The following is a 26,035-nucleotide window of genomic DNA, read 5'->3' on the forward strand; positions in this document are numbered from 1 at the left end:
AAAATTTGTCTGGAATGAATTTGAATCAAGAAAATGACTGGGTAGCACGCAGCCTGCAACATGTATGGCATCCGTGTACCCAGATGCAGCATCATGAAACCGTGCCGCTGATCCCCGTCAGCCATGGCCGCGGTGCATGGCTGTTTGATATGGAAGGCAAGCGCTATCTTGATGCCATCAGCTCCTGGTGGGTCAATCTGTTTGGCCACGCCAATCCACGCATCAATGCAGAATTGAAAGACCAGCTCGACAAGCTGGAACATGCGATGCTGGCCGGTTTTACCCATGCGCCTGTGGTCGAATTATCAGAAAAATTATCGGCTCTTACTAATCATGCACTCGGTCATTGCTTCTATGCGTCTGACGGTGCATCGGCAGTCGAAATCGCCCTGAAGATGAGCTTTCATGCCTGGCGCAATGGTGGCCAGAATGAAAAACAAGAGTTTATTTGCATACAGGGCAGCTACCATGGTGAAACCGTGGGTGCGCTGGCGGTAACCGATGTCAGCCTGTTCCGCGAAGCCTATGGCCCCATGTTGCAGCGTGCCCACGTTGTCGCTTCACCCGATGCGCGTCTGGCCGAAGCTGGCGAAACCGCTGCCGATGTGGCCCTGCGTGCAGCCGCTGCACTGGAAGCAAAATTGCAGGAACGCGCAGGCAAGATTGCTGCTGTCATCATAGAACCACTGGTGCAATGTGCCACCGGCATGGCCATGCATGATCCCGTGTATCTGAAGCGCTTGCGCGAATTGTGCGACCAGTATCAGGTCCATCTGATCGCCGATGAAATTGCTGTAGGCTGTGGTCGCACGGGTACTTTCTTTGCCTGCGAATCAGCCGCTATCTGGCCAGACTTTCTATGCCTGTCAAAAGGTATCAGCGGTGGCTATCTACCCTTGTCGCTGGTAATGACGACGGATGCCGTGTACCAGGCTTTTTATGATGCCGATGTAAGACGCGGCTTCCTGCATTCGCACTCTTACACAGGTAACCCGCTGGCATGCCGCGCAGCGCTAGCGACACTGGCGATATTTGAAGACGACAAGGTCTTGCAAAAGAACCGCGTCAAGGCAGAGTTTTTGAACACAGCATTTGCAGACTTGAAACAGGATGCACGCGTGCGCCACTTCCGCCAGCAAGGCATGATCCTGGCTTTTGATGCCGTGGTCGATAATGCAGAACGCGCAGCGACATTTTCACGCCGCTTTTTTGCTGCGGCTCTGAAGCAGGAATTATTAATGCGGCCCATAGGCCGCACAGTCTATATGATGCCGCCCTACATCCTTGAGCAGGATGAAATGCGCTTGCTGGCACATAAAACCAGACTGGTATTTGAAGAGGTAATGGCATGACAGATGCTAATAAAAGTAATCCCGGCATAAATAATCCTGGAATAAGAATAGCCACGCAACGCAAATCCCTGATACAGGGTTTGCAGCAAGAGCTGGCTGTGCTGGATCAAAAGCATTTATTGCGCCAGCGGCGCACGGTAGAAACGCCGTCAGCACCAAATATGAAAGTCGATGGCCGAGACTTGCTGGCTTTTTGCAGCAATGATTACCTCGGTCTGGCAGCACATCCCAAACTGGCAGAAGCCATGCAGGAAGGTGCCGCGCTGTACGGCGTAGGTAGTGGAGCCTCGCATCTCATCAGTGGCCATAGCCGTGCCCACACGGTGCTGGAAGACCGTCTGGCCGAGTTTGTCTCACCACATATCGATAATGCCCGCGCCCTGTATTTTTGCACAGGCTATATGGCCAATCTGGCTGTCATCACGGCGCTTGCCATCAATAAAGACACGACCGTATTTTCTGAAGCACTAAACCATGCATCCCTCATCGATGGTGCGCGCCTCTCGCGTGCCACCGTGCAGGTATTCCCACACCGCGATTACACAGCGCTGGAACGCATGCTGCAACAATGCAAGACCAAGCACAGGGTAGTCGTCACCGACAGCGTCTTCAGCATGGATGGCAATATCGCTGAACTGGGTGCCTTGCTGGCAATTTGTGAGCGATATGACGCCTGGCTCATCGTCGATGATGCCCATGGTTTTGGTGTCCTTGGTGAACATGGCCGCGGTGTGTTATCGCACCTCAATATCAAGTCACCGAATCTGGTCTATATGGGTACGCTGGGCAAGGCCGCCGGTGTCGGTGGTGCCTTTGTCGCCGCCGATGCAACGGTGATTGAATGGCTGGTACAACGTGCCCGCGCTTATATTTACACGACCGCTGCCGCACCGGCACTGGCGCATGCACTGCTCACCAGCATTGATATTATTGCAGGCGAAGAAGGTCAGCAAAGGCGTGCACATTTACAGAAACTGATAGGCCTGTTTAGCGATGGCCTGCATTTGCAAGTCTGGCAGGGCATGCCATCGAATACTGCGATACAACCCGTACTCATCGGTGACAATGCCGCCATGCTGAGGGTAGCTGGTAATCTCATGGACCAGGGTTTGTGGGTAGGTGCGATACGCCCTCCTACCGTGCCTGTCGGTACAGCGCGCTTGCGCGTGACCCTGTCTGCGGCGCATACAGAAATCCAGGTGCTGCAACTGGTGCAGGCGATTAACCGCCTCGACCAGATGAGCTATGTGGCTCAGTGTTTTGCCGAGGTGGCCTGATGCAAAAACGGCCGCATGACTTTTTTGTGACTGGCACCGATACCGAGATCGGCAAGACCCTGGTCAGCGCTGCCATGCTGCATGCAATGCAGGTACAAGGTTTGCAGGCAGTGGGCATGAAACCGATCGCCGCCGGTGCAGAAAAGCGCGATGGCGTCTTGCATAATGAAGATGTAGACATGCTGGTCGCCGCTGCCAGCGTCAAGGCAGAGCTGGCTCTGGTATGCCCTTATCTGATGCAGACTCCAGCGGCACCGCATATCGTCGCTGAACTGGAGCATGTGAAAATTGAACTGCCTCATATCGTCGACAGTTACCAGCAGTTGCGTGAACAGGCAGATGCCGTGGTGGTGGAAGGCGTAGGTGGTTTTTGCGTGCCCCTGAATGCACAGGTGACAACGGCTGACATGGCGCAAGCCCTGGATTTACCCGTGATACTGGTGGTTGGCATGCGTCTGGGTTGCATCAATCATGCGCTGTTGACTGTTGAAGCCATCGCCGCCCGCGGTTTGAGGCTGGCAGGCTGGGTTGGCAATACCGTTGATGCCAGCATGCTATACCCGCAAGAAAATATTGCCGCCCTGCGTGAGCGCATAGCCGCACCCATGCTGGGACATATTCCCCGTTTGAATGCTCCCGATCACGAGAAGGCAAAAGCTGCTGCCTCGTATCTGGATTTGAGTCAATTGAAGTAAAAGGAAACAAAGATGCAAGCTACTGATACGACTTTGCAAGCCATGCAATTCCAGCCACCGGTCAAGAAAATCGAAGCCGAGACCTGGCCCGTGGATGAAGTACTGGCCCTGTTTGATTTGCCCTTCAATGACTTGATGTTCAGGGCGCAAACTGCACACCGCGCCAACTTCCCGGATGGTGATATAGAACTGGCGACCCTGCTCTCCATCAAGACCGGTGGTTGCGAAGAAGACTGTGGCTATTGCCCGCAAGCGGCACGTTATGACACTGGGGTAGAAGCCAAGAAATTGCTGGATGTACGCGAAGTGCTGGACGCCGCCAAAGCCGCCCGTGAAAACGGCGCAACCCGTTTTTGCATGGGTGCCGCCTGGCGTTCACCGAAAGACCGCGACATGGAAAAAGTAGAAACCATGGTACGCGAAGTCAAGGCCATGGGTCTGGAAACCTGTGCAACTTTGGGCATGCTCAAGGAAGAACAGGCGCAGCGTCTGAAAGATGCGGGCCTCGATTACTACAACCACAATCTCGATACTGCACCTGAGTTCTACAGCAACGTTATTTCTACCCGCGATTATCAGGACAGGCTCGATACGCTTGGCCATGTACGCAGTGCCGGTCTCAAAGTCTGTTGTGGTGGCATCGTCGGCATGGGTGAATCACGCCGCCAGCGCGCTGGTTTGATCGCGCAGTTGGCGAATTTGAATCCTTATCCAGAATCCGTACCAGTCAATCATCTGGTGCAAGTGGAGGGCACCCCTTTGCATGGCCTGGACCCGCTTGATCCGCTGGAATTTGTACGCACTATCGCTGTCGCCCGCATCACCATGCCCAAGGCGCGTGTGCGCCTGTCTGCTGGCCGTCGTCAGATGGGTGAAGCAGTGCAGGCCATGTGTTTCCTGGCTGGCGCGAATTCGATTTTCTATGGCGATAAATTGTTGACTACGGCTAATCCTGAGGCGCAGGATGATCGCGTCTTGCTGGATAAACTGGGCTTGAAAACCCGAGGCAAGGTTGAGGCTAAAGCTGGTAGTTGTGGTTGATTAAAACCATAAGTCTTCAGCACAGAGGCCACAGAGAAAAGATGGAGACACAGAGAAATGCATGTTTTTATTTAGCATTTTTTTGGTGATTGATTAAAGAAAAATTATCGCAACTGATACATCCACCCAAAAGGTTAGAGACATGTTTACCAAAATCCTTATCGCCAACCGTGGCGAAATTGCTTGCCGTGTTGCTGCCACCGCACGCCGCATGGGCATCAAGACTGTCGCTGTGTATTCCGAAGCCGATGCCAATGCCAAGCATGTCGCGGTTTGTGATGAGGCAGTTCTGATAGGCTCTGCTGCCGCCAAGGAAAGTTATCTGTGTGCCGACAAGATCATACAAGTCGCATTGGCGACTAGTGCGCAGGCGATACATCCTGGTTATGGCTTCTTGTCAGAAAACAGTGACTTTGCTGAAGCTTGCGCCAAAAATGGCATCGCCTTTATCGGCCCACCAGCTTCGGCGATTGAAGCCATGGGCAGCAAGTCTGCGGCGAAATCCCTGATGGAAAAAGCCAATGTGCCACTGGTGCCGGGCTACCATGGCGATAACCAGGATGCTGACTTTTTGCATACAGAGGCTGACCGTATCGGCTACCCCGTCTTGCTGAAAGCCAGTGCCGGTGGTGGTGGCAAGGGCATGCGCGTCATCGAGAAATCTGCTGACTTCAAGGATGCGCTGGCCTCCTGCAAACGCGAAGCCATCAACTCTTTTGGTGACGATAAAGTGCTGGCAGAAAAATACCTGCAAAGACCACGTCACATAGAAATACAAGTGTTTGCTGATACCCACGGTAATTGCGTCTATCTGTTTGAGCGCGATTGTTCAGTCCAGCGCCGCCATCAAAAAGTATTGGAAGAAGCACCTGCACCCGGCATGACAGCAGAGCGCCGCGCCGCGATGGGTGATGCTGCCGTGGCTGCTGCAAAAGCGGTTGGCTATGTCGGTGCTGGTACGGTGGAATTCATCGCCAACCAGGATGGTTCTTTCTATTTCATGGAAATGAATACACGCCTGCAAGTCGAGCATCCGGTGACAGAAATGATCACCGGTACTGACCTGGTAGAGTGGCAATTGCGCGTTGCTGCCGGTGAAAAACTGCCGTTGCAACAGCATGAATTGCAGATACATGGTCACGCCATAGAAGCACGCGTGTATGCAGAAAATCCTGAGAAAGGTTTCCTGCCATCGATAGGTACTTTGCGGCATGCCCGCACACCCGTCGCAGTGAATTTTGAACTCGGTGGCGCGACTGATCCTGCGGCTTTCCGTATCGATAGTGGTGTGCGTGAAGGCGATACAATTTCACCTTTCTATGACCCCATGATCGCCAAGATGATCGTCTGGGGCAAGGACAGGAAAGAAGCGCTGGCCCGTATGGCGCAAGCATTGGCGCAGTACCAGATCGTCGGCCTGAACAGCAATATTGCTTTCCTGTCACGCCTGGTCACCAGCACAGCTTTTTCTGGCGCTGACCTCGATACTGGTCTTATAGAGCGCAATCAGGCAGAACTGTTCCCGGCACCGGTAGACGCGGACCTGACAACGCTGGCGCTGGCGGTTGTGTCCCTGCTGAATTCAGAAAAATCTGCAGGCAATGACCCATGGCAATCCAGCCACGGCTGGCGCATGAACAGTCTCATGCAACGTAGCCTGCAATTCACTGAAGAAGAACAGACGCACGATGTGCAGGTGACTTATCTGGCTGACGGCTGGCAAGTGCAGGCAGGTGCAGCAACAGCGCAAGTCAGACTGGCGCTGGCGCATGAAAATGATATCGTCATCAAGATCGCAGACCAGACCGTGGCCGCCACGGTAGTGCGCGATGGTGAACATTTCCATGTCTTCAGCCAGGGCAGACATACTGACCTGCATTACATCGATGCGCTGGCACATGCGGGTGAAGCCGAGGCAGAAACTGGCCGCCTGACTGCCCCTATGCCAGGTAAGATCGTTGCCGTGCTCGTCAACAAGGCGCAGGAAGTGAAGAAAGGCGATGCCCTGCTGATCATGGAAGCGATGAAGATGGAACACACGATTTCAGCACCGCATGATGGTGTCATTGATGAGGTCTTATATGCAATTGGTGATCAGGTGACTGAAGGGGCGCAGTTGCTGGCTTTCCACCAGTAAGCCATGCCTGGAGTTTGTACTTGAAAGCCAGCACAATTGTGCTGGCTTTTTTACTAAATGTTCAGCAAAAATACGATTGGATTCCCTCCCTTGAATGGGACGGAGCAAAAAAAACAGATACGCCAGCAAATCACCCCGCTGTGTTACTTGTACAAATTCACAAGCAAGTCCATGATGAATACTTGAACAAGAAAAATCTGCAACGATTATTTTTTATTACTTGCCCAGACTTTGGAATCGCCATGACCGCACTCTCCATCAACATCAACAAAATCGCCTTGCTGCGTAATTCACGCGGCCGTAATTATCCTGATGTGCAGGCTTTTGCTGCGCGCTGCCTGGATCTCGGTGCGCGGGGCATTACCCTGCATCCGCGTCAGGATCAAAGGCATGCGCGTTATAGCGATGTGGAAACCCTGGGCGTGTTGTGTCAGGCGCGTGGCGTGGAATTGAATGTCGAGGGTTATCCCGCGCCAGACTTTCTCGAAGTTGTGAAGCGCAACAAGCCTGCGCAATGCACGCTGGTGCCTGATGCGCCAGATCAGCTGACTTCTGACCACGGTTGGGATTTGCGCAAGGACGCTGATTTTTTACGCCCAGTGCTGGCTGAACTCAGGGCGCTGGGCATACGCAGCAGCCTGTTTATTGATTACGACAATCAGGATATGCATCTGGCCAGGGAACTCGGTGCAGACCGCGTCGAGTTATATACAGAACCTTATGCCGAGCATTTTGGCACAGCAAAGGGTGACGAGATTTTCCAGGGTTTCGTGGCCGCTGCCAAGCGCGCTCAGGATGCCGGCCTGGGTGTCAATGCCGGGCATGATCTGAACCTGGACAACCTGATGAAATTCCTCACTATCCCTGGCATACTCGAAGTCTCCATAGGCCATGCCGTCATCGTTGAATGTCTGGAACAGGGCGTTGCTGAAGTGCTCACAAAATATGCAAAAATTTGCCAGCAAGGCTAAATTTTGTATTTTTTACATAAAAAAAGAAAAAGCAAAAAAATGTTAACTTTTTCCTTGTAGCCTTCAAATTCTTGAACTACATTGGGGTAACGGTGCTTCGCATGAGGCGCTGTGGTTGATGTACCGCCCTACGAAGTAAGCATAATCCATAGGGCGAGCATTAGCGTTGTTTAAAGGCAAACCACCCGAAAGCGTGGGACGCAAAACTATAGGGCCCTCGCTAAACATGGCAGGGTAGCCAGGTACCGTATTCCGCATAGCGGTTTTTCGTTAAGAGGCATGTGCTCATGAACAGCATTTCTACGGCGCTTCCCGGCGCCTCTAAAAAAATTCTGATTAGTGTATTCGGTTTGTCTGAGTATGAATTGCGTCTGGTGCGCAGTGTGCTCAGCTTGACCATGGCGAGCGGACGCAGGCATTCCTATGCCTTGTGCGATGCCAGTCAGGCTGCTGACCCTGACATCGTCATACTCGATCCGGATAATAGCCAGGCCAGAGCAGCTTTACAGGAGCTTATAGCAACACACAATATTCCCGAACCTGCCACGGTATTCATTTCCAATGCAGGCAAGGCACAGCCAGGCAAATATCATTTACTGCATCCTCTGGTACCAACCAAGATGCTGGCCTTGCTCGATCAGGTAGCAGATGAACTGGAAAAAGTTTTACAAACAGCATTTCCACTCAGTGCAGCAGTTGCTCATAAGGCAGAAATGGACAAAGCAGCTATTGTGCAGCCCCTGCTGCAAAAAAATCCCTCAAGCTCGGTCTTGCAGGGTGGTCACCGCGCTCTCATCGTAGATGACAGCCCTACTGCAAGAATCAAGATAGACCTGGAATTGCGCTCGATGAAGATCGCCTCTGACTGCGCTGAGACCGGTGAGCAAGCCTTGCAGATGCTGGAAAAGAAAAACTACGACATCATCTTCCTCGACATCGTCATGCCTGGTGCTGATGGCTATGAAATCTGCAAGATCATACGCCGCCATCCACAAACCAAGCGCACACCCGTGGTCATGCTGACCAGCAAGTCCTCTCCGTTTGACCGTATCCGTGGCTCTCTGTCTGGTTGCAGCAGTTATCTGACCAAGCCTGTAGAACACCTGAAGTTCCGGGCCGTTGTCGAAAAGAGCCTGAGCGCAACTGAGACAGCGCCTGACATGGAAAAGAATCATGGCCTGGCGATGGGTACCTGAAACCAGATCAGCCCAGTATTTTTACCTTTGCTCTGGGGACCAGAGCGTTTCACTTACACATCTCGGGAGTACATCATGGGTATGAAAAAAGCACTCGTTGTTGACGATTCCACTACTGAACTGGCCAACATCAAAAGCATATTGACTGATGCTGGTTATGTGGTGATCACCGCCTCCAGTGGCAAGGACACGCTGGAAAAAGCAAAGGCTGAAAAACCTTCAATTATTTTCCTCGATATCGTCATGCCCGAAATGGATGGCTATGAAGCCTGCCGCAGCCTGACACAAGACCCGGCAACCAAAGACATCCCCATCATTTTTGTCAGCAGCAAATCGCAAAAAGCCGACAAGATCTGGGGTCAGTTGCAAGGTGCCAAAGGCTATGTCGCCAAACCCTATACAGCGGATCAGATCATTGATCAACTCAAAATCGCTGCCTGATTTTAAATTTTCGTCTGATTTCATATTCTTTCCATCACCCATCAACGGGGGCGCTCATGAGTCTAGTCATTTCCAGCAATACCGGACAGTCTAAAGAATGGCTACCACCCAGTGTTGCCCTTGAGCGCTTCACGCCGCCTGGTGATTTGTTGTGGAGCGATGTGGCACCCTTGGTCGAAAGAAAGCGTTATGGCTATCGTGTGGGTTCGTTGAACTTGCTGATCAGGGCCGAGGTGGGGAGTGAAGTGATACGGCCACAGGCGCTTGCTCCCTTGCCTGGTGCGGCAGCATTCTTGCTTGGTCTGATCAACCTGCGTGGCAATCTGGTGCCCATTTTTGATTTGGGTCTGGTACTCAGTGGCCGCAGGTCTGAAGTCACTGCATCTAAATTATTTTTGATTTTGGACAAGGCAGAAAATGCCGTCGGCATGCTGATAGACAGTTATCCGCAACCGCTGACGGAATTGCGCATCATCACCCAAATGCCGCAATTGCCTGCCACGCTGGAAGCCCATGTGCCAGCCGCCTTTGTCAAGGATGACAAAGTCTGGCTGGACTTCAATCATGAAAGTTTTTTTGAAAGACTCAGCCGTAGCGCTTAAAGCATAAAGCCAAAGCATAAAACTTTAAGTGACATCTGGTTGATCCCTTGCTGTTGATTTGACCAAGCAGTCTTCGATGTTTTTCTTGTGGAGAGCAAAATGAAATTACGTACTCCGAATATTGGTATCCGGCTCAGTCTGGGATTTACAGCAGTGTTACTGCTGTTGGCGGTAACGGCCTGGCTGGCGATGACCAACCTGAAGAGCATCAATGATGGTACCCACCGTATTGTGGATGGTAGCTACCCTAAAGTGGTGCTGGCTTACAAGATGCTCGGTAACGTCAATGCCAATGCGCGCTCCATGCGTAATATGCTGCTCCTGAACGAACAGTCAGCAATTGAAAAAGAACAGCAACTGATTCTATCGCGTAGACAGAACCAGGATGAAAACATTGCCGGTTTTGAAAAGCTGATTGCCAGTGAAGAAGAAAAAGGTATTTTCCAGACAGCTACCGAAGCACGCAATAAATACGGTGCTTCACAAAGGGAATTTCTGCGCCTGGCGACGGAAGGTAAAAAAACTGAAGCGACCGCGTGGTTGCTGGGTAATTTACAAGCCGATCAGGAAAAATGGTTCTCTTCCATGGATAGTCTGATTGACTACCAAACCAAATTGGTGAACAAGGATGGTGCCTCCGCCGACAGCACTTACCTGAGTGCGAAAAACGTCCTGGCGCTGGTGGCGGCTTTGTCCATCTTGCTGGCAGCCGGTGTTGCTTACTGGATGACGCGCAGTATTACCAAACCGGTATCGCATCTGATCGGCGTTATGCAGAAACTGACACAGGGTGATGCCAGCGTCAGGGCGCGCAGCACCCAGCCGGATGAAATCGGCAAACTCTCACGCCAGTTTGACAAGATGGTGGATGAACGTGAAGCCAGCCGCAAATCCATCGAAGATGAAAATGAAAAACTCAATGAATCTGTCTTGGTCTTGTTGCAGGCAGTGGCGCAACTGGCGAGCAGGGATCTGACTGTCAAAGTGCCGGTATCTGCCGACGTGACAGGCGCAGTATCTGATGCCTTGAACATGCTGACCAGTGAAACGGCCAAAGTGTTGCGTGATGTAAGTAATATTTCTGCCGACGTGACCGAGGCCACGCTGAAAGTGAAAGCACAGTCCGATAACGTGATGGCCGCGGCAGCAGAAGAAAGGCTGGAAGTGGAACATACGACCTTGTCACTGTCCACCGCTTCTGAAGAAATGCGCAATATTGCCGACCTGGCACAAACCTGTAACCGCGCTGCTGACAATGCGATACGTTCAACCCAGCTGGCGATGGATACGGTGAACAGCACGGTGGGCGGTATTAACAGTACCCGCGACATCATACGTGAAACAGAAAAACGGATTAAACGCCTGGGTGAACGTTCACAAGAAATTTCCGGCGTCGTCGGTCTGATTAATGCGATTGCAGAACGTACCCACATCCTGGCACTGAATGCGAGTATGCATGCGGCATCCGCCGGTGAAGCTGGTCGTGGTTTTGCGGTGGTTGCGGATGAGGTGCAAAGGCTGGCAGAAAATGCGCGGCAAGCGACGCTGCAAATTTCTGGCCTGGTCAATAACATACAGCTGGAAACTTCAGACACGGTCAACACCATGAACTCGGCAATTGCCCAGGTGGTAGAAGGTAGCCGTTTGGCAGAACAGGCCGGCCTGCAAATGCAGGCAACGCAAAATGCGACGACTGAACTGGTGGAATCGGTACAGCAGATTGCCATCAAATCCCATGGTCAGGCCAAGGCCAGCCAGGAGTTGCTGGACAGAGCGATACAGATCAAGAAAACCAATCAGGAAACCAGCTTGCAACTCGATGAACAATCTGCGCAAACCACCAACCTGGTGGAATACGCAAGAATGTTGTTGTCCACCGTACGCGTCTTCAAACTGGCAGCCTGATACCACCACTCAAACCTGCGCAAGGCTTTGCGCAGGTTTCTCTCTTTCCAACTTACCCGTCTGAGGCAGTATGGAACAGCTAGAAAACCAGGCTACAGATTTCAGCCATGTCGTCCTCGGTGCCCTTGATGAGGTATTCAACGCGCTGGAAACAGATGCCACTCACTCAACGGATGTTGCGGTAGTCACCCGTGCGCTGGCTTGTTATATCGAGCAATTGCGCCGCATACGCGCGGCAGCCAGTGCTGCTGATATGCCTGGCCTGCACTGGGTATGCGCGCTGATAGAACGTAACCTCATCAGTCTGTATAACCAGAACCGTCGCCTGACGGATGAAGAATATCATCTGCTCAGCGAATGGCCAGATTTGTTGGCCAGCCATGCCCTGAATCATGGCGACAAGAATATAGAAACCCTGATAGACCATCTTTCGACAGCCAGCTGGCCCATGCCTTTGAGCCTTGGTGATTCCTGTGAGCTCAGGCAATTGCTGAATAGTGATCCGCTGACGCCAGTAGCTGAAGTGGAAGAGCCTCCCCCTTTGTTCCTGGTGCCAGCGCCAGCTACGGCAGAGATCGCTTTATTGAATCAAGCAGATGCAAACAATGCACAAGCTGCACAAGCTGACACTGCAGAAATCACTGAGCCAGAAACATCTCCGGTAGCCGTAGATACAGTAGATACATCAGCTTCAGCATTACATGAAGCGCTGGACGCCCTCATCATGAGCCTGGCAGCGGATGAACATTTTGCCCAGGGTGGTGACAATGATGCGGCTACTCTACAAGCTTATGCGGCGCAATTGCTGGGCTTTTCCAGTTGTGCGAGTCAGTTAAACCTGCATGTCGTGGCTGATGCCTGCCAGGCTTTTGCTGATGTTGTTATCATGAGATCCGCAGATGCAGACACCGTCAATGAAACTGAACTGGGCTTGCTGCAACGCTTCCCGCTGATGCTCATGGATAGTATTGCTGCTGCTGAAAACCCGGAAATCGCAGCCAGTCTGCTTGATGTCGTGTATGACCCGGCATGGAACAGGCAAGAAGCAGTAAGTGGTGCCACCTACACTGAGTTGCAACAGGCTGCCAGCAGTGCAGACAACAGCGCTGATGAGGGTGCTGATGCAGGCATAGCTGAGCACATAGAGGATGGCGCAGAAGAGGCTGTAGAAGAAATTGCGTATGCGGGTATAGATGTGAGTGACGTGCAGGCGAGTGCTGCCGCACAAGAAATCAGCAGCGATATGTTGACCCTGTTTGCCAGGGAATTCAGATTGATGAGTGACATGCTGGCAGAAGACCTGGCAGCAGTGATCGCTGCTGGTGATGATGAAGAACAACGTGGCCTGGCATTGCAAAACTATGTCGAAGCCTTGCTGCGTATTGCCTCTACTTCAGAATCCATAGGTCTGACTGCGTTGCATCAATTTTTGTCCTTGCTCGCTGGCCTGGTGGCCGCACAAACCCAGGCGCTGGATGCGCAGCAGTCCAGCCTGCTGGCAACATTACCAGCCAGTTTGAATAACTACCTGCTGGCACCCAAAGAAGAAATCGCCGCACTGGAATTATTGTCACTGTTGATGGATCCTTGCTGGTCGCAGGCCGCAGTCATGGATGGCAATGAATCGCTGTTCGCCGAACTCATCAATATCAAGCTGATAGCAGACCCTCATGATGCTGAAGCTGCTGCGATTGCCATCACTGAGAGCGATGTCTCCATACAACTGCCAGATGATCTGAATACAGAATTATTCGATGGTCTCTTGCAGGAACTGCCTGTGCAGGTAGGTAATTTCACCAGCGCCATAGAAAAATTTTCAAATGGTGCTGGCAACATGCAGGACATAGAGCAAGCCAAACGTGCCGCGCATACGCTGAAGGGCGCTGCCAATACCGTGGGTATAGCGGGCATTGCCAATCTGACCCATCACCTGGAAGATTTGCTGATTGCCCTCACTGATAAACAAAGCCTGCCTGACAATGCACTGGCAGAATTGCTGACCGAGGCCGGTGATTGTCTCGAAGCCATGGGTGAGGCCGTGGTCGATGGCGGCGCCGCACCGGCACAGTCGCAACAGCTGCTGCAACAGATTTGCGACTATGTCAGCTATATGCATAGTGGTGAATTTGTCGTCCACAGCGAAGCTGTCGCAGTCGCTATGCCTGTTGCAAATACCCCGGTCCCGCAATCTTCTGGCGCTGTACTTGACCTGGTCGAACCTGGTTCTCATGCGGCTGAACCGATGTTGCGGGTACCCGCGAAAGTGGTGGATGAACTATTGCGCCTCGCAGGTGAAAATGTTATCTCGAATGCGCAAATCCAGGAACAATTGAAACAAACGCAAAAACAATCGAAAGCCATACAAAAACACGATGTCCTGTTCCAGAAATTGATTGCTGATCTCGAAACCCTGGTCGATGTGCGCGGCATGAGCAGCCCGCAGAAAAAGGCCAGTATCAGCACTACCGATGGTGATTTTGATCCACTGGAATTTGAACGCTATAGCGAGCTGCATACCATCACCGCACAACTGGTAGAGGCACGCACCGATGCTTTCGAGATGTCCAGCCATATCGATGAACAACTGCATGGCCTGGCGGAATTGCTGGAAGTGCAGCGCCGCCTGCAAATGGAAAACCAGCATGCCGTGATACGCACGCGGCTGGTGCCGGTCACGACCATCGTCTCGCGCCTGCAACGCAGTGTGCGTCAGACTTGTCGCTTGCTGGATAAACAGGTCAACTTGAACATCCTGGGTGCGAATACCAATATCGACAGCAATATGCTCAATGACCTGACAGACCCGTTGATGCATATCCTGCGCAATGCAGTTGATCATGGCATAGAGACACTTGCCAGCAGGCTGGCTGCGAATAAACCGGCAGATGGCCTGATAGAACTGAGCTTTGCCCGCGAAGGTAATTCCATCGTCGTGCGTTGCAGGGACGATGGTGCGGGTCTGGATTATGCGGCGATACGCCGCACTGCATTGAAACGCAAGATAATCAGCACCGAGCGCATCTTGTCAGAAGAAGAACTGGCCAGGCTGATCCTGGTGCCAGGTTTTTCTACCCGCGACAGCAGCACCCAGACTTCTGGCCGTGGCATAGGCATGGACATGGTGCATGCACGCATACTTGAAATGAAAGGCTCGTTGAACCTGCGTTCTGTCGCTGGTCAGGGCCTGATAGTGGAATTACGTTTGCCGGCCAGTCTCTTGTCCGAGCATACTTTGATGGCGCGAGTTGCTGGTCACATGATGGCCATCTCCAGCCGCCGCATCATTGACATCCATTACATCACTGATGCACAAATTGATACGCTGGCTGACCAACCTGTCTATCGCGTTGGCGATGCCGTGCATAAATTGCTGAAGCTCGATAGCTTGCTGGGCATGCAAGACCATCGCAAGGAAGCACGCAGCTATGGCTACCCGGTCTTGCTGGTCAGCACCGATACCGGCTCAACCTGTGCAATACAAGTGCAGGAACTGGTTGATGGCCGTGAAGTCGTGGTCAAGAAATTTGGCCGCTATGTACCAAGAATCCAGGGCACGATAGGTGCGGTCATCCTCGGTGACGGTAGCGTTGCACCAGTGATCGATTTGCCGGAGTTGTTGCGTGCATCGACCCAGCAGTACATCAATATCGATGATGCCCATGCTGGCTTGCCATCGCAGGCAGATTCCCAAGCAACACATGTGCGCACTGCGCTGGTGGTCGATGATTCATTGTCAGCCCGCCGTGCCACTGCCCAGATCATGCGCGATGCCGGTTATGAAGTGCGTACTGCCATAGATGGCCTGGATGCGGTTGCCATACTCGATGAAGTGATACCCGACGTGATGTTGGTCGATATGGAAATGCCGCGCATGAATGGCCTGGAGCTGACCAGCCATGTACGTGCCCGCAAGCTCGACAAACGCATTCCCATCATCATGATCACTTCACGCTCTACGCAAAAACACAGACAGCAGGGCGATGCCGCCGGGGTGGATGCCTACCTCGTCAAACCCTTCAGCGAAGATGCCTTGCTGCAGCATATTAACCGCCTGACGGGAGCCTGATCATGGGAGCGATGATGCCGGGGATGAGTACAGAAATACGCAACCGTCTGTTGCTACGTATTGATAATATGCAGCTCATGCTGCCGCAGGGTGATGTCTGTGCGGTGGAGTCAGTTGTTGATCTGGTCAGCCAGGATGCAGTTGCGCCTGCCATAGGGCGCATCGCTTACCTGGGACAAAGCTGGCCAGTATTGAGCCTGAATGGTGAATTGCAGACCCTGGACAAGATACCTGCAGCACGCCGTGCCTGCGTCATGCTGGCTACCGGCAAGGGTTTCCTGGGCTTGCTGTGTGATGATGTCAGGGTACTCAATCAGCAATCCGGCAGCGACTACGCCTTGCCTGTTGCCATGCGAGCCGGCTACACGCCAGTGCAGGCTGTCATGCCATTTGAAAACGGCCTGGCCTGTCTCAGCGATGCGCGGCATTTAATGCAATATGGTGCCTTCGCACAAATCACTGCTACTCATTAATGGAGCGCAAATATGTCTAGCGCAAATGCCTGGTTACTGGACGTAGGCGATGGCAGGCAAGTCGCCATCGGCCAGCGTGAACTGATACAAATCATGGATGCGCAGGACAGCTTTGAGGTGCCTCTCGCACCCGCGCACATGCGGGAGATCATCTTCTGGCAAAAACGTGCCGTACCCGTCATGCAACTCCCTGTGCGCCTCGGGGGCAGGGCGTGCACTGGCAATATCCTCGCTTTGGTGGCCTTCCATGATGCAGCCAGCAATACCGCAGGACTGGGTGCGATACACCTCGCGGCACCGCCGGTACGTGTGCTGGTTGATGATAATCAGGCCAGCAGTCTTGATGAAGCAGGCTGGGAAGGGATGGCGATTTCCTGTTTTGAGCAACAGGGGCAGAGCATACCTGTGCTGGATTTGAGCCGCCTTTTTTCTGCCGCACATTAATGCTGAGTAAGCGTTGATAAAGTGCTGGTGACCAGGCATCTGAATTTTGTAGGAGCGGCTTTAGCCGCGAACGATCTGCCTTGGCTGCCATTTTTTCAGGATCAAAGATTCGCGGCTGAAGCCGCTCCTACAGAGTTGGCATGCATTGCTTACTCACGCAAACCATACCTGCGCATCTTGTTCAGCAAGCCTACGCGGGATATACCCAGTTGTTTTGCTGCATGCGTATGGTTATGCTGGTTGTCATTCAAAGCGCCGACGATAAGGCGCTTTTCCAGAGCCGCCACCTGTTCCTCCAATAAACCGGTATCCACCACAGGCGCATCGCTTGCAACTTCACCACAGGCCAGTGCCAGGTCATCGACGACGATCTCGTTCATCTCACCAGCCAGTGCCATTGCCGTTTGCAGGCAATGCTGCAATTCCCTGACATTACCAGGCCAAGCATGGGATACCAGCCACTCTTGCGCTGAAGCCGTCAGGCGTTTTGGTGGCGTTGATCTCGCCGCAATTGCCTGGGCTATCAGGGCAATATCTTCTGCCCTGTCGGCCAGGGCCAGGGTGCGCATCTGTATGCCTTTGAGGCGGTAATACAAATCATCCCTGAAACTTTTTTCTTCGACCATGACGGCCAGATCACGATTCGTGGCCGCGACTATGCGCACATCGACACGTAATTCGGCGCGTGCGCCTATGGGAAAGAAACTGCCAGACTGCAAGAAGCGCAGCAACTTGACTTGCATGGGCAGGGGCATTTCACCTACTTCATCAAGGAATAGCGTGCCGCCATCAGCCGCAGCGATCAAGCCCTTGCGGTCACGGTCGGCGCCAGTGAAGCTGCCTTTGCAATGACCAAATAATTCACTCTCGAATAATTCTGCCGGTATGGCACCGCAATGCACAGCGATAAAAGATTTACTTGCACGCTTGCCCTGGGCATGCAGGGCGCGTGCTACCAACTCCTTGCCGGTGCCGCTGGGGCCGGTAATCATGACGGGCACGTCGGTAGGTGCAATGCGGCGTATCAAAGAACGCAATTCCGCCAGCTCGGTACTGATGCCTATCAGGCCCATGCTATTGTCGTCTGGCAGAGCGCGGGCGCGCCATACGACGAGTTCACGTTCCAGGCGGCTTTTGTTGAGGGCGCGGTCAACCACGACGCGCAAGATATCGGGATCGAGTGGCTTGGGCAAAAAATCCCATGCTCCCAGACCTATGGCACGCAGCGCCAGTTCACGGTCTGCATGACCAGTCATGACGACCACAGGTACAGGTGCAAATGCTGGCAATAGCGCCAGGCCTTCATCTGGTGTAAACGTAGGCGGCAAGGCCAGGTCCAGCAAGACCAGGTCAAAGCTGTTCTCCGCCAGCAAGGCATGTACCTGTTCTGCCGTGGCCGCGACCTTGACGATATAACCGAGGCTGGCCAGCCAGTTGCCACACAGGCGTTGAAAGGCTGGTTCATCATCGACCAGTAAAATAGTTTGCATGCTCATGGTGTCATGGTGATGTGGGTAGATAAAATTCAAAACAGCAATTCCAGCCTGGATAAGTGATCAGCGCAACGCTGCCGCCATGGGCCTCCACCAGCCTGCGCACTATCGCCAGACCCAGGCCTGTGCCACCAGGGCGGCGGCTCTTGAAAGCCTGGAACAAATCGGCTTTCTGTTCCGCCGGTATGCCGGGGCCGTTGTCGCAGATGCGCAGCCTCAGCATCTGCTTGTCTGTAGCTGCTTCGATATGGATGCGGGCATCTGCTCTGCCGCGCAACATCGCCAGTGCATTGTTGAGCAGGTTGTTCAGAATTTGCTCAGTGCGCATGTGGTCTATATGGCCGTGTAAATTTTCTTCGATATCGCTCTTGATTTGTACACCATTCGCCATGGCAGAAGGGCGAAGTTGCGCCACGATGTGATTAATCAGTTCTGCCATATCCACTGACTGGCAATTCAAGCGCACCTCACCGGAATAACTGAGCAAATCCTGTATCAGATGATCGGCTCTCTCTATCTGCTCGCGTATGTCATTTCGTACATCAGCAGGACAAGAAACGGCAGCCATGCTGATGATGTTCAGGGGGTTGCGTAATTCATGGGCGACGGTGGCCGCCAGCCCACCCAGTTCCGTCAGATGTGCCTGTTGCAGGCGCTGCTTTTCTTGATCGGCATAACGCAATAATTGCTCGAGTCGCCCGGCGGCGGCGGCCAGCAGGGCGCCAAACACTGCCCCCACTCTTTGCACACTGGGGGTTGCTCCTTCCCAGTGACGCAATTCGTAATGCCATTCTGCGTGGGCAGACTGTGCTTGCTGCCGGGAGCAGATGACGCAGGTTTGCTCAGCAGCGCTGCTGTCGGGTGCACCAGCGTGGAACAGCAAGACAGGCATGGGCTGGCGCAGATGGGTTTCCAGCAATGCAGAGGCGACCGCCTCCAGCTCTTGCCAGCTAGCCGCCGCTTCGAGTTGCAAGCGCCAGTTACTCAGGACTGCTGCTTCCAGATGCGCGCCGGGGAAGATCAGTTTTTCCATGAAGCTGCGCATGGGTCTTTCCAGTATCAGCATGATGAACAACATGCCTGTACCCAATAACCATAACTGCCACAGTGGCAAAGCTGCCAGTGGGCTAAAGCCGGTTTGCGCCACCAGGCTCAGCACCAGACCCGCAATGGCTACCGTCAACACACTTAAGGCGAGCCAGGCCAGGAGGCGGTTGGCCCAGAGGTTCACTGCCATCATGTCATAACGCAAGATGCCAAGTACCAGCAAGACTGCATAAAACGGCAGCAAGATAACGCTATACGGGAAGATGGCTATGCCAAACGATGCATTTAAAAACATGAGTGTGGAGGCCGAGCCCCATACCCCGGCCAGGCAAACTGCCAGGATTTGCCCGCGCTTCTTGGGGGCAGCCGCAGGCCATGCCATCAGCAAGAGCAGGTAGGCCCAGGTACTCAGGCCACTGACAAAGATGCCGGGTATCCAGCCCCAGGCTGGAAACACGTAATAGCGCTGGAATTCCAGCCAGGGCAAGAGACTGCCCATATCAAAGATGGCAATGCCCAGCATCAGGATGAGCGCCGCTGCATACCAGGCAATGATATGAGCAGGCCGTAAACGACCCAAAAAGCGCAATACAAAATGCAGGAAGAACACGGCATTCACAGGGCCGGTATTGACCAGTATCTTGCCCAGTTCACTGATCCTGGCATCGCCCAGATTGATGGCCAGTTGGCCTGTCGCCCACAGGCCTATGCTCACGCAAAACAGCGCCAGCGCCTTCATACCTGGCTGTTGCCCTGCCTTTACCCACAGCCAGATGGCCAGCAAGGGGCTGATGGCGCCCTGCAAGGCGAGCGAGAAAAAATAAAGTCCGTAGGCATTCATGGCTGATAGCTGTTAAGCATCTTGATAGCAAATTTCAGTCAACTATATAGCAAGCTTACAGTTTTACTGAGGCATAAATTAAATTTCCTTAAGAAACAAGGGCTTATGAAAGATCTTTGACTGGCACGCAGCTTGCGAACAAAGGGACAGGCAGTTTTCATACCTGCCACTCCAAAAAAACGGAAACAAGCAAGCACTGCAAAAATCATGAATGCATTTACTTCCAGATTCACACATTTCAGTTTACTGAGCAAGGCTAACTGGGTCAGGTTCAACCGATGCCTGGCGTGGGCCATGGTCGTTACACCTGTAGTGCAGTTTTTTTTACAGAAAAATCACTTTCTTGCAATACTGGCGGGTTTTGGGTTTTTTGTCGCACACGGGATTTTGTCGTTAATGCTGTTTGGTTTGCCCAAAGTCAAACATAAAAATTTTATTTTTTCCATGCATGTCATGGGTTTTCGTCCGCATCCTCTGAGCCCGCGTCATGATTTTCTCCTGACAGGTTACCGTTTGGCATTGGCTAACTTCGCTGGTTGGCTGTTGCTTGTACCTGATGTCAGATGGCTGGCACTGCTGTTTTTATATCCTTTATTGACTATGCCATTTTCTTTTGTGCGGCACTTAAAAGGAGCAATCAACTATGCACTTAAGCGTTGGGGTTTGAAAGACAGATATAGCGGCCTGATAGTGACTGCCTACATTATCTTTTCTGTCATTAACTTGCGGCACCTCTGATCAGGAGTATGAACATGAACCATAGTGCTACCCTGACTAAGACGGCATTTCCTGGAGCTCACCGTAGTGCAGTCGCATCCCGCGAACATACTGCCACAAGCACGCTCAACCGTCGCCAGGCTGGCTTGCCGAATCTGAGCAGCCTGGGGCTGGACTTGTTGAATGCCAGCAAATTACAAAGCCTGATCTGGCCAGTGCTGCCACTACTGACCCTGGCTGTCTATGCCATGGTTTTCTCCATGCAGTATTACCTCTTGCTGCCGCTGGTTTTCGTCTTGCATTTTCTGGTCTCGGTGACTTTCACCCACGATGTATTGCATGGCGCTGCCGGTTTCAAGCCGCGCAGCACAGAATGGGTATTGTTTGCCATGAGTATCCTCTTGCTGGAAAGTGGTCACGCCTTCCGCCAGGCGCATCTGTACCACCATAGCCATTGCCTGGAGCATGATGATTTTGAAGGTAGCCCTGCACACCTGAGTTTGTTGGGCGCGCTGAAAGCCGGGCCTACCTATCTGGCCCGTCATTGGCTGCATGCTTACCGGCTCGCCAAAAACCCGGTGCAAAGGCGTTGGATGCTGGCCGAACTGTGCGTTGCCATTCTCGGAATTGTGATTGCCATATTTGTTTTGCCCTGGACTGCTGCGCCGCTGACTTATTGCGTATTCATGTACATAGGTTCTTGCCTGTATCCTGTCACTACTGCCTGGTTGCCACACTTCAAGCCTGACAGCCGCATACTGGGTCAAGCCAGGAGCTTGCGTGGCAAGATCATACCGGCTTTGTTGTTCAATCTTTCTTATCATCTTGAACACCATCTGTACCCGCAAGTGCCCAGCTATAACTTGCCGCAACTGGCAGGCAGGCTGGATCCGTATTTCGATAAGTTGGGTGTTGCGGTATTGCATGTGGTTTGAGTTGGTCTTTTGGCACAAGTAGAAATACGGGGTGAGTTCAGGCTTTCGCCAGCTTGGGGGTAAAATGGTGCTATTGCCTTCCAAGGAAAAACAACATGAACGCATCACTGCCCAAGCAAGTCAAAATCGTCGAAGTAGGCCCGCGTGACGGCTTGCAAAATGAAAAAGAAAGTATACCCGCCGACGTCAAGATAGAACTGGTGAACCGTCTGACCGCGGCTGGCTTTGTGAATATAGAAGCAGCCTCTTTTGTCTCGCCCAAATGGGTGCCACAAATGGCAACCTCGGCAGAGGTCATGGCAGGCATTACACGCAAGCCTGGTGTCATCTATTCTGTACTGACGCCGAATATGAAAGGCTTTGAAGCAGCACTGGCAGCCGGTGCTGATGAAGTAGTTATTTTCAGTTCAGCCTCCGAAGCCTTTGCGCAAAAAAACATCAATTGCTCGATTGCAGAGTCAATAGAACGTTTCCGCGAAGTGGCCGAAGCCGCAAAAGCAAACAAGATACGCTTGCGCGGCAGTATCTCTTGCGCTTTCGGTTGTCCTTATCAGGGTGAAGTTGCTGTTGATAGTGTTTCTGACGTGGTACAGCGTTTGCGTGATCTCGGTTGCGATGAAATCGACATCGCTGACACCATAGGCGTAGGCACGGCGCGGCAAGTGCAGAACGTCATGCAGCGCGTCGCACAGGATTTTCCCGTTGCGGCTTTATCCGGCCATTTTCATGATACCTACGGTCAGGCGCTGGCGAATATCTATGCGAGCCTGGAAGTTGGTATTTCCATTTTTCATTCTTCCGTTGCCGGTCTCGGTGGTTGCCCGTATGCCAAAGGTGCAACCGGCAATGTATCGACAGAAGATGTACTCTTTCTCATGCAGGGTCTGGGCATACAAACCGCCATAGACTTGAATACCGTGGTGGATGCAGGGCAATTCATTTCTGCCCATCTTGGGCGCAAGGCGGTTAGCCGTGCTGGTAATGCTTTGGCGGCGAAACGTCTGGGCTAAAACTAATGTCGCCTATCATGCAAGCGAGTTGTGCTTGCATGATGTCATGTTCAGGCAGAAACTTCTACCCCGCGCCAAAAGGCGATGAATCCGTTTATTTCTTTCGCCGCATCCTTGGGCTCTGGGTAATACCAGGCAGCACCTGAGTTCACTTCACCATTGACCACGACATCGTAATAGCTGGCTGTGCCTTTCCATGGACAAACTGTGTGTTTGTCACTGTCACGCAAGTGTTCAGGATTGACGCTTTTTTTAGGGAAATAGATATTGCCTTCGAGCTTCACAATCTCGCCATCACTGGCCTGGGCAATGACGGTATCTTTCCATTTTGCGGTAGGCATGAAATTACTCCTCAATAAGTGACCGGGCCAGGCGCAAGCCTGTCAGTTGCCAGCGTGCGGTTGCCGGGAAAAAATTCCGGTAAGTGTTGCGGCTATGGCCTGCCGGGGTAAAGGCAGAAGAGCCGCGCAAAACATATTGGTTGACCATGAATTTGCCATTGTATTCACCCACTGCACCTGCAGCGGGGACAAAGCCGGGGTAGGGACTATAGCTGCTGCTGGTCCATTGCCAGCAATGATCAAATAACTGGCTTAGCTGGCCTTCGAGTTCATGCTGTTGTGCCGCATATTCCCACTCTGCTTCGGTAGGCAGGCGTGCTCCTGCCCAGGTCGCAAAGGCGCTGGCTTCGAAATAAGAGATGTGGCCCAGCGCCTGCTGTGGATTCAGCGGTAGCAAGCCATGCAGGCCAAATTCCTGCCAGTTTTGCTGGAAATCATAACGCCAGTACAGTGGGTGACGCAGGTCCTGTTGCTGCACCCAGTCCCAACCTTCTGCCAGCCACAGGGCGGGATTCTGGTAGCCGCCATCTTCTATGAACTCCAGGTATTCAGCATTGCTGGTCAAGCGCGTCGCGAGCTGGAAAGGCTCCAGAAACTGACGATGGCGCGGCCCTTCATTATCAAAGGAAAAGCCCTTGCCCTCATGCCCAATTTCGCACAGGCAGGCATCATAGTCTTGCCAGCTCAGGGTGCTGGAGGCGGGCATGGGTTTGCGCATGTCTGCTGCTGGATACAAAGCCGGGAATAAAGGATTGCATGACAGCAGATGCTTGATGTCCGTCAGCATCAGTTCCTGGTGCTGCTGTTCATGTTGCATGCCCAGCTCCAGCAGCGAGGCAAAGCGGGCATCGTTGAGCTTGTCCTGGCAACGCAGCATGCGTTCATCGACATTGCGCCTGTAGGCCAGCACAGTGTCCAGCGATGGCCGTGTCAGCAAGCCACGTTGCGCACGCGGGTGTTTGTCACCGACACCGTTGTAATAGGAATTAAAGAGTACCCGGAAGTCAGTGTGAAAAGCCTGGAAGTCGTCTTCAAACTGTTCAAGGATAAAGGTCTCGAAAAACCATGTCGTATGCGCCAGATGCCATTTAATGGGGCTGGCGTCGGGCATGGATTGCGCAATGCAATCCTCGGCAGAAAGAGGCGCAGCAATCGCGACTGAGCGCAGGCGGATTGCTTGCCAGCGTTCAACTGTACCTGCCTGTTGCAGGTTTTGCCCAAGGTCTGTGAGAGGATCAAGCAGCTTTGGCATGGATAACGGCGAACCATTCATTTTTGTCCGTCCAGTGACAGCTATGGGAAAAACCAGCATCGGCCAGCAAGGCATTAAAGCCCTGTATGCTGTATTTATAGCTGTTTTCCGTGTGTATGTGTTCACCCTTGATAAAATTTCTTTGCCCACCCGGCCAGTTGACCTGGATATTTTCCCTGGCGCGCAAATGCATTTCTATGCGGGATTTTTCTGTATTGAAAAAAGCCTCATGCTGCCATTGATTGACATCAAAATCAGAATGCAGCAAATGATTGATGTGGCGTAACAAATTCAGGTTAAAGGCCGAGGTAACACCCAGGCTGTCGGCATAGGCGGCATCCAGCAGGGCTTTGTCCTTGATCAGATCTACACCTATCAGTATGCCCGCATCATTGTCACACGCCGCACGCAAATGGCACAGAAATGCCAGTGCCTCTTCCGGTTCAAAATTACCTATGGATGACCCGGGATAAAAGAACAGGCGTTTGTCACGCCTTACTTCTGCAGGCAGTTTCCAGTCCTGTGCCAGATCCAGCCCCAGCGCCGTCATCTCAATATGCGGGAAGCGCTGTTGCAGGCGGCGCACCGCATCCTGCAAATGATGGACAGAAATATCAATCGGCACATATTGGTCAGGATGCAGCACTTGGAACAGCCGCGCTGCCTTGGCGCAATTACCTGCACCCAGATCAATCAGGCTGCCACCCAGACCAATGACCCGTGCCATATCGCCCATGTGTTGCGTAAAAATTTCTGCTTCAGTGCGGGTGGGATAATATTCCGGCAATACGCAAATGGCTTCAAAAAGGACTGAGCCTACCGCATCATAAAAATACTTGGGTGAGGTATGGGCGGCGTCTGCAAGCAGGCCGTTTTCCAGCTCGCGGATAATATGGGGTGCTGTGGTGCGTGCACTAGAGAAGCTGTTGGCCGTGTTAGCCAGGCTATTGGATTCGGGCATGGTGTTGGGGCTAAGAAATTCAATCGGCAGGCCAACAGGTTTTGGTCTGTGCTTGATACTTAATACGGCCTTGCTTTCGGCCCGCATTATGCGGAGCTTGCCTGTGAGTCTTGTTGTGGACTCTGGTGTGGCACAGTGTACAACTTATTGTTTGAAAAATCTTGGGACGGTGTTTTTTCGGGTGATTTTCCTACAAAGTGGGGTAATCTCAATAACGTAGTTTATGCGTATGCCTTTCAGCAGTTTGCCAGAGTAGCTCGTAATGCAGATTGAGCTAGAATCTGACCTGGCTGCGAGCCCTTAGATTAGTGAAACCTCAGTTAGCGTCATTCCAGCGTGTTTTTGGCTGGAATCCAGCGACGTTCTTGCATACTGGTGCAGCTTTTAATATCAGATTCGTATTGCTCAAGTCTTCGCTATCAAATACCTTCACAAGTTATTTGCGAGTGCAGGCCGGTGGTAGACCGGCAGCTACACACCTTTTTACTTCGCCAAAAAGGTGTGCCAAAAAGGCGACCCAGGCATAGCCGCCCCTAAAGGGGTTTCCGTTTGTGCAGTACAAAAAATGGGAAGATCCGAAACTCGCTTCCCTTGCAGGGCGCACAATCGCTTGCAAGCGATTGCCGTTACGCAGGCGTGGTGCATGCACCACGAAACCCCTGCTACACCTCAGACAGCGGCTCTTCTTGATCCATTTTCTGTACTGCACAAACGGCGGCTACACATGGGAACTGCAAAAAATCAAAGGCAATGTCAAAAACAACGTCAAGGTCAAAAGCAACACCAAGGCCAAAAGCAACGTCAACACGACCTGAGTCCATATTTTTGAAAACCAATT

22 protein-coding genes and 1 riboswitch are annotated in these 26,035 nt (G+C 52.5%); of the genes, 16 read left to right on the forward strand and 6 right to left on the reverse strand.

Annotated elements, in window-relative coordinates; translation table 11 throughout:
• Positions 1-14 precede the first annotated feature (14 nt).
• The 13 genes from bioA to ACO0LG_RS25305 all read left to right on the forward strand — a co-directional run bounded on the left by bioA (position 15) and on the right by ACO0LG_RS25305 (position 16,600).
• Positions 15-1,352, forward strand: coding sequence for an adenosylmethionine--8-amino-7-oxononanoate transaminase (bioA, locus tag ACO0LG_RS25245; RefSeq protein WP_423030641.1), 1,338 nt, complete (start codon positions 15-17; stop codon positions 1,350-1,352).
• Positions 1,349-2,629, forward strand: a complete 1,281-nt coding sequence (gene bioF / locus ACO0LG_RS25250; RefSeq protein WP_423030643.1) for an 8-amino-7-oxononanoate synthase — start codon at positions 1,349-1,351, stop codon at positions 2,627-2,629. The genes bioA and bioF overlap by 4 nt, the downstream gene beginning before the upstream one ends.
• The gene (gene bioD, locus ACO0LG_RS25255) at positions 2,629-3,324 is read left to right on the forward strand and encodes a dethiobiotin synthase (RefSeq protein WP_423030645.1); all 696 of its coding nucleotides are present in this window, start codon (positions 2,629-2,631) and stop codon (positions 3,322-3,324) included. The genes bioF and bioD overlap by 1 nt, the downstream gene beginning before the upstream one ends.
• A 12-nt stretch (positions 3,325-3,336) precedes the next feature.
• On the forward strand, positions 3,337-4,365 hold the full coding sequence (bioB, locus tag ACO0LG_RS25260) for a biotin synthase BioB (RefSeq protein WP_423030647.1): 1,029 nt from the start codon (positions 3,337-3,339) through the stop codon (positions 4,363-4,365).
• A gap of 142 nt (positions 4,366-4,507) precedes the next feature.
• A complete protein-coding gene (locus tag ACO0LG_RS25265; protein ID WP_423030649.1) occupies positions 4,508-6,502 on the forward strand; it encodes an acetyl/propionyl/methylcrotonyl-CoA carboxylase subunit alpha in 1,995 nt (664 codons plus the stop codon).
• A 242-nt stretch (positions 6,503-6,744) separates the two neighbouring features.
• Positions 6,745-7,473: a pyridoxine 5'-phosphate synthase gene (locus ACO0LG_RS25270; protein WP_423030651.1), complete on the forward strand. Its 729-nt coding sequence runs from the start codon at positions 6,745-6,747 to the stop codon at positions 7,471-7,473.
• Positions 7,474-7,638: 165 nt separating this feature from the next.
• Positions 7,639-7,723, forward strand: a riboswitch (cyclic di-GMP riboswitch).
• A gap of 37 nt (positions 7,724-7,760) precedes the next feature.
• Entirely contained in the window at positions 7,761-8,669 is a 909-nt protein-coding gene (locus ACO0LG_RS25275; protein WP_423030653.1) for a response regulator, read from the forward strand.
• 75 nt (positions 8,670-8,744) lie between these two features.
• A complete protein-coding gene (locus ACO0LG_RS25280; RefSeq protein ID WP_110257528.1) occupies positions 8,745-9,110 on the forward strand; it encodes a response regulator in 366 nt (121 codons plus the stop codon).
• Positions 9,111-9,166: 56 nt separating this feature from the next.
• Positions 9,167-9,712, forward strand: a complete 546-nt coding sequence (locus tag ACO0LG_RS25285) for a chemotaxis protein CheW (protein WP_423030655.1) — start codon at positions 9,167-9,169, stop codon at positions 9,710-9,712.
• A 99-nt stretch (positions 9,713-9,811) separates the two neighbouring features.
• A complete protein-coding gene (locus ACO0LG_RS25290; RefSeq protein ID WP_423030657.1) occupies positions 9,812-11,617 on the forward strand; it encodes a methyl-accepting chemotaxis protein in 1,806 nt (601 codons plus the stop codon).
• Positions 11,618-11,687: 70 nt separating this feature from the next.
• Positions 11,688-15,683 carry a hybrid sensor histidine kinase/response regulator gene (locus ACO0LG_RS25295; RefSeq protein WP_423030659.1) on the forward strand — a complete coding sequence of 1,332 codons (3,996 nt, stop codon included), beginning with the start codon at positions 11,688-11,690 and terminating at the stop codon, positions 15,681-15,683.
• Between the two features lie 2 nt (positions 15,684-15,685).
• Entirely contained in the window at positions 15,686-16,156 is a 471-nt protein-coding gene (locus ACO0LG_RS25300; protein ID WP_162061272.1) for a hypothetical protein, read from the forward strand.
• Between the two features lie 12 nt (positions 16,157-16,168).
• The gene (locus ACO0LG_RS25305; protein WP_423030661.1) at positions 16,169-16,600 is read left to right on the forward strand and encodes a chemotaxis protein CheW; all 432 of its coding nucleotides are present in this window, start codon (positions 16,169-16,171) and stop codon (positions 16,598-16,600) included.
• 149 nt (positions 16,601-16,749) lie between these two features.
• On the opposite strand, the gene ACO0LG_RS25310 is transcribed toward ACO0LG_RS25305, so the two are convergent.
• Both ACO0LG_RS25310 and ACO0LG_RS25315 read right to left on the reverse strand, forming a co-directional pair.
• Complete coding sequence (locus ACO0LG_RS25310) at positions 16,750-18,096, reverse strand: sigma-54-dependent transcriptional regulator (protein ID WP_423030663.1); 1,347 nt, start codon at positions 18,094-18,096, stop codon at positions 16,750-16,752.
• Positions 18,097-18,100: 4 nt separating this feature from the next.
• On the reverse strand, positions 18,101-19,981 hold the full coding sequence (locus ACO0LG_RS25315) for an ATP-binding protein (protein WP_423030665.1): 1,881 nt from the start codon (positions 19,979-19,981) through the stop codon (positions 18,101-18,103).
• A gap of 207 nt (positions 19,982-20,188) precedes the next feature.
• On the opposite strand from ACO0LG_RS25315, the gene ACO0LG_RS25320 reads away from it, so the two are divergent.
• From ACO0LG_RS25320 to ACO0LG_RS25330, 3 genes are all read left to right on the forward strand, one after another.
• Positions 20,189-20,719: a hypothetical protein gene (locus ACO0LG_RS25320; RefSeq protein WP_423030667.1), complete on the forward strand. Its 531-nt coding sequence runs from the start codon at positions 20,189-20,191 to the stop codon at positions 20,717-20,719.
• Between the two features lie 14 nt (positions 20,720-20,733).
• Complete coding sequence (locus tag ACO0LG_RS25325) at positions 20,734-21,633, forward strand: fatty acid desaturase family protein (RefSeq protein WP_423030669.1); 900 nt, start codon at positions 20,734-20,736, stop codon at positions 21,631-21,633.
• A 95-nt stretch (positions 21,634-21,728) separates the two neighbouring features.
• On the forward strand, positions 21,729-22,643 hold the full coding sequence (locus ACO0LG_RS25330; RefSeq protein ID WP_423030671.1) for a hydroxymethylglutaryl-CoA lyase: 915 nt from the start codon (positions 21,729-21,731) through the stop codon (positions 22,641-22,643).
• A gap of 50 nt (positions 22,644-22,693) precedes the next feature.
• On the opposite strand, the gene ACO0LG_RS25335 is transcribed toward ACO0LG_RS25330, so the two are convergent.
• The 4 genes from ACO0LG_RS25335 to ACO0LG_RS25350 form a co-directional block, all read right to left on the reverse strand.
• Entirely contained in the window at positions 22,694-22,984 is a 291-nt protein-coding gene (locus ACO0LG_RS25335; RefSeq protein WP_423030673.1) for a DUF427 domain-containing protein, read from the reverse strand.
• Positions 22,985-22,988: 4 nt separating this feature from the next.
• Positions 22,989-24,257, reverse strand: a complete 1,269-nt coding sequence (egtB, locus tag ACO0LG_RS25340; protein WP_423030675.1) for an ergothioneine biosynthesis protein EgtB — start codon at positions 24,255-24,257, stop codon at positions 22,989-22,991.
• Positions 24,220-25,197, reverse strand: coding sequence for an L-histidine N(alpha)-methyltransferase (egtD, locus tag ACO0LG_RS25345; RefSeq protein WP_423030677.1), 978 nt, complete (start codon positions 25,195-25,197; stop codon positions 24,220-24,222). The genes egtB and egtD overlap by 38 nt, the downstream gene beginning before the upstream one ends.
• Before the next feature lie 662 nt (positions 25,198-25,859).
• On the reverse strand, positions 25,860-26,033 hold the full coding sequence (locus tag ACO0LG_RS25350) for a hypothetical protein (protein ID WP_423030679.1): 174 nt from the start codon (positions 26,031-26,033) through the stop codon (positions 25,860-25,862).
• Between the last annotated feature and the right edge of the window lie 2 nt (positions 26,034-26,035).

This window comes from Undibacterium sp. Ji42W (assembly GCF_049340405.1).
GTDB lineage: Bacteria > Pseudomonadota > Gammaproteobacteria > Burkholderiales > Burkholderiaceae_D > Undibacterium.

Coding starts and splice junctions, on each gene's coding strand:
- bioA (WP_423030641.1), top strand. CDS start 15: ATGAATTTGAATCAAGAAAATGACTGGGTAGCACGCAGCCTGCAACAT.
- bioF (WP_423030643.1), top strand. CDS start 1,349: ATGACAGATGCTAATAAAAGTAATCCCGGCATAAATAATCCTGGAATA.
- bioD (WP_423030645.1), top strand. CDS start 2,629: ATGCAAAAACGGCCGCATGACTTTTTTGTGACTGGCACCGATACCGAG.
- bioB (WP_423030647.1), top strand. CDS start 3,337: ATGCAAGCTACTGATACGACTTTGCAAGCCATGCAATTCCAGCCACCG.
- ACO0LG_RS25265 (WP_423030649.1), top strand. CDS start 4,508: ATGTTTACCAAAATCCTTATCGCCAACCGTGGCGAAATTGCTTGCCGT.
- ACO0LG_RS25270 (WP_423030651.1), top strand. CDS start 6,745: ATGACCGCACTCTCCATCAACATCAACAAAATCGCCTTGCTGCGTAAT.
- ACO0LG_RS25275 (WP_423030653.1), top strand. CDS start 7,761: ATGAACAGCATTTCTACGGCGCTTCCCGGCGCCTCTAAAAAAATTCTG.
- ACO0LG_RS25280 (WP_110257528.1), top strand. CDS start 8,745: ATGGGTATGAAAAAAGCACTCGTTGTTGACGATTCCACTACTGAACTG.
- ACO0LG_RS25285 (WP_423030655.1), top strand. CDS start 9,167: ATGAGTCTAGTCATTTCCAGCAATACCGGACAGTCTAAAGAATGGCTA.
- ACO0LG_RS25290 (WP_423030657.1), top strand. CDS start 9,812: ATGAAATTACGTACTCCGAATATTGGTATCCGGCTCAGTCTGGGATTT.
- ACO0LG_RS25295 (WP_423030659.1), top strand. CDS start 11,688: ATGGAACAGCTAGAAAACCAGGCTACAGATTTCAGCCATGTCGTCCTC.
- ACO0LG_RS25300 (WP_162061272.1), top strand. CDS start 15,686: ATGGGAGCGATGATGCCGGGGATGAGTACAGAAATACGCAACCGTCTG.
- ACO0LG_RS25305 (WP_423030661.1), top strand. CDS start 16,169: ATGTCTAGCGCAAATGCCTGGTTACTGGACGTAGGCGATGGCAGGCAA.
- ACO0LG_RS25310 (WP_423030663.1), bottom strand. CDS start 18,096: ATGAGCATGCAAACTATTTTACTGGTCGATGATGAACCAGCCTTTCAA.
- ACO0LG_RS25315 (WP_423030665.1), bottom strand. CDS start 19,981: ATGAATGCCTACGGACTTTATTTTTTCTCGCTCGCCTTGCAGGGCGCC.
- ACO0LG_RS25320 (WP_423030667.1), top strand. CDS start 20,189: ATGAATGCATTTACTTCCAGATTCACACATTTCAGTTTACTGAGCAAG.
- ACO0LG_RS25325 (WP_423030669.1), top strand. CDS start 20,734: ATGAACCATAGTGCTACCCTGACTAAGACGGCATTTCCTGGAGCTCAC.
- ACO0LG_RS25330 (WP_423030671.1), top strand. CDS start 21,729: ATGAACGCATCACTGCCCAAGCAAGTCAAAATCGTCGAAGTAGGCCCG.
- ACO0LG_RS25335 (WP_423030673.1), bottom strand. CDS start 22,984: ATGCCTACCGCAAAATGGAAAGATACCGTCATTGCCCAGGCCAGTGAT.
- egtB (WP_423030675.1), bottom strand. CDS start 24,257: ATGAATGGTTCGCCGTTATCCATGCCAAAGCTGCTTGATCCTCTCACA.
- egtD (WP_423030677.1), bottom strand. CDS start 25,197: ATGCCCGAATCCAATAGCCTGGCTAACACGGCCAACAGCTTCTCTAGT.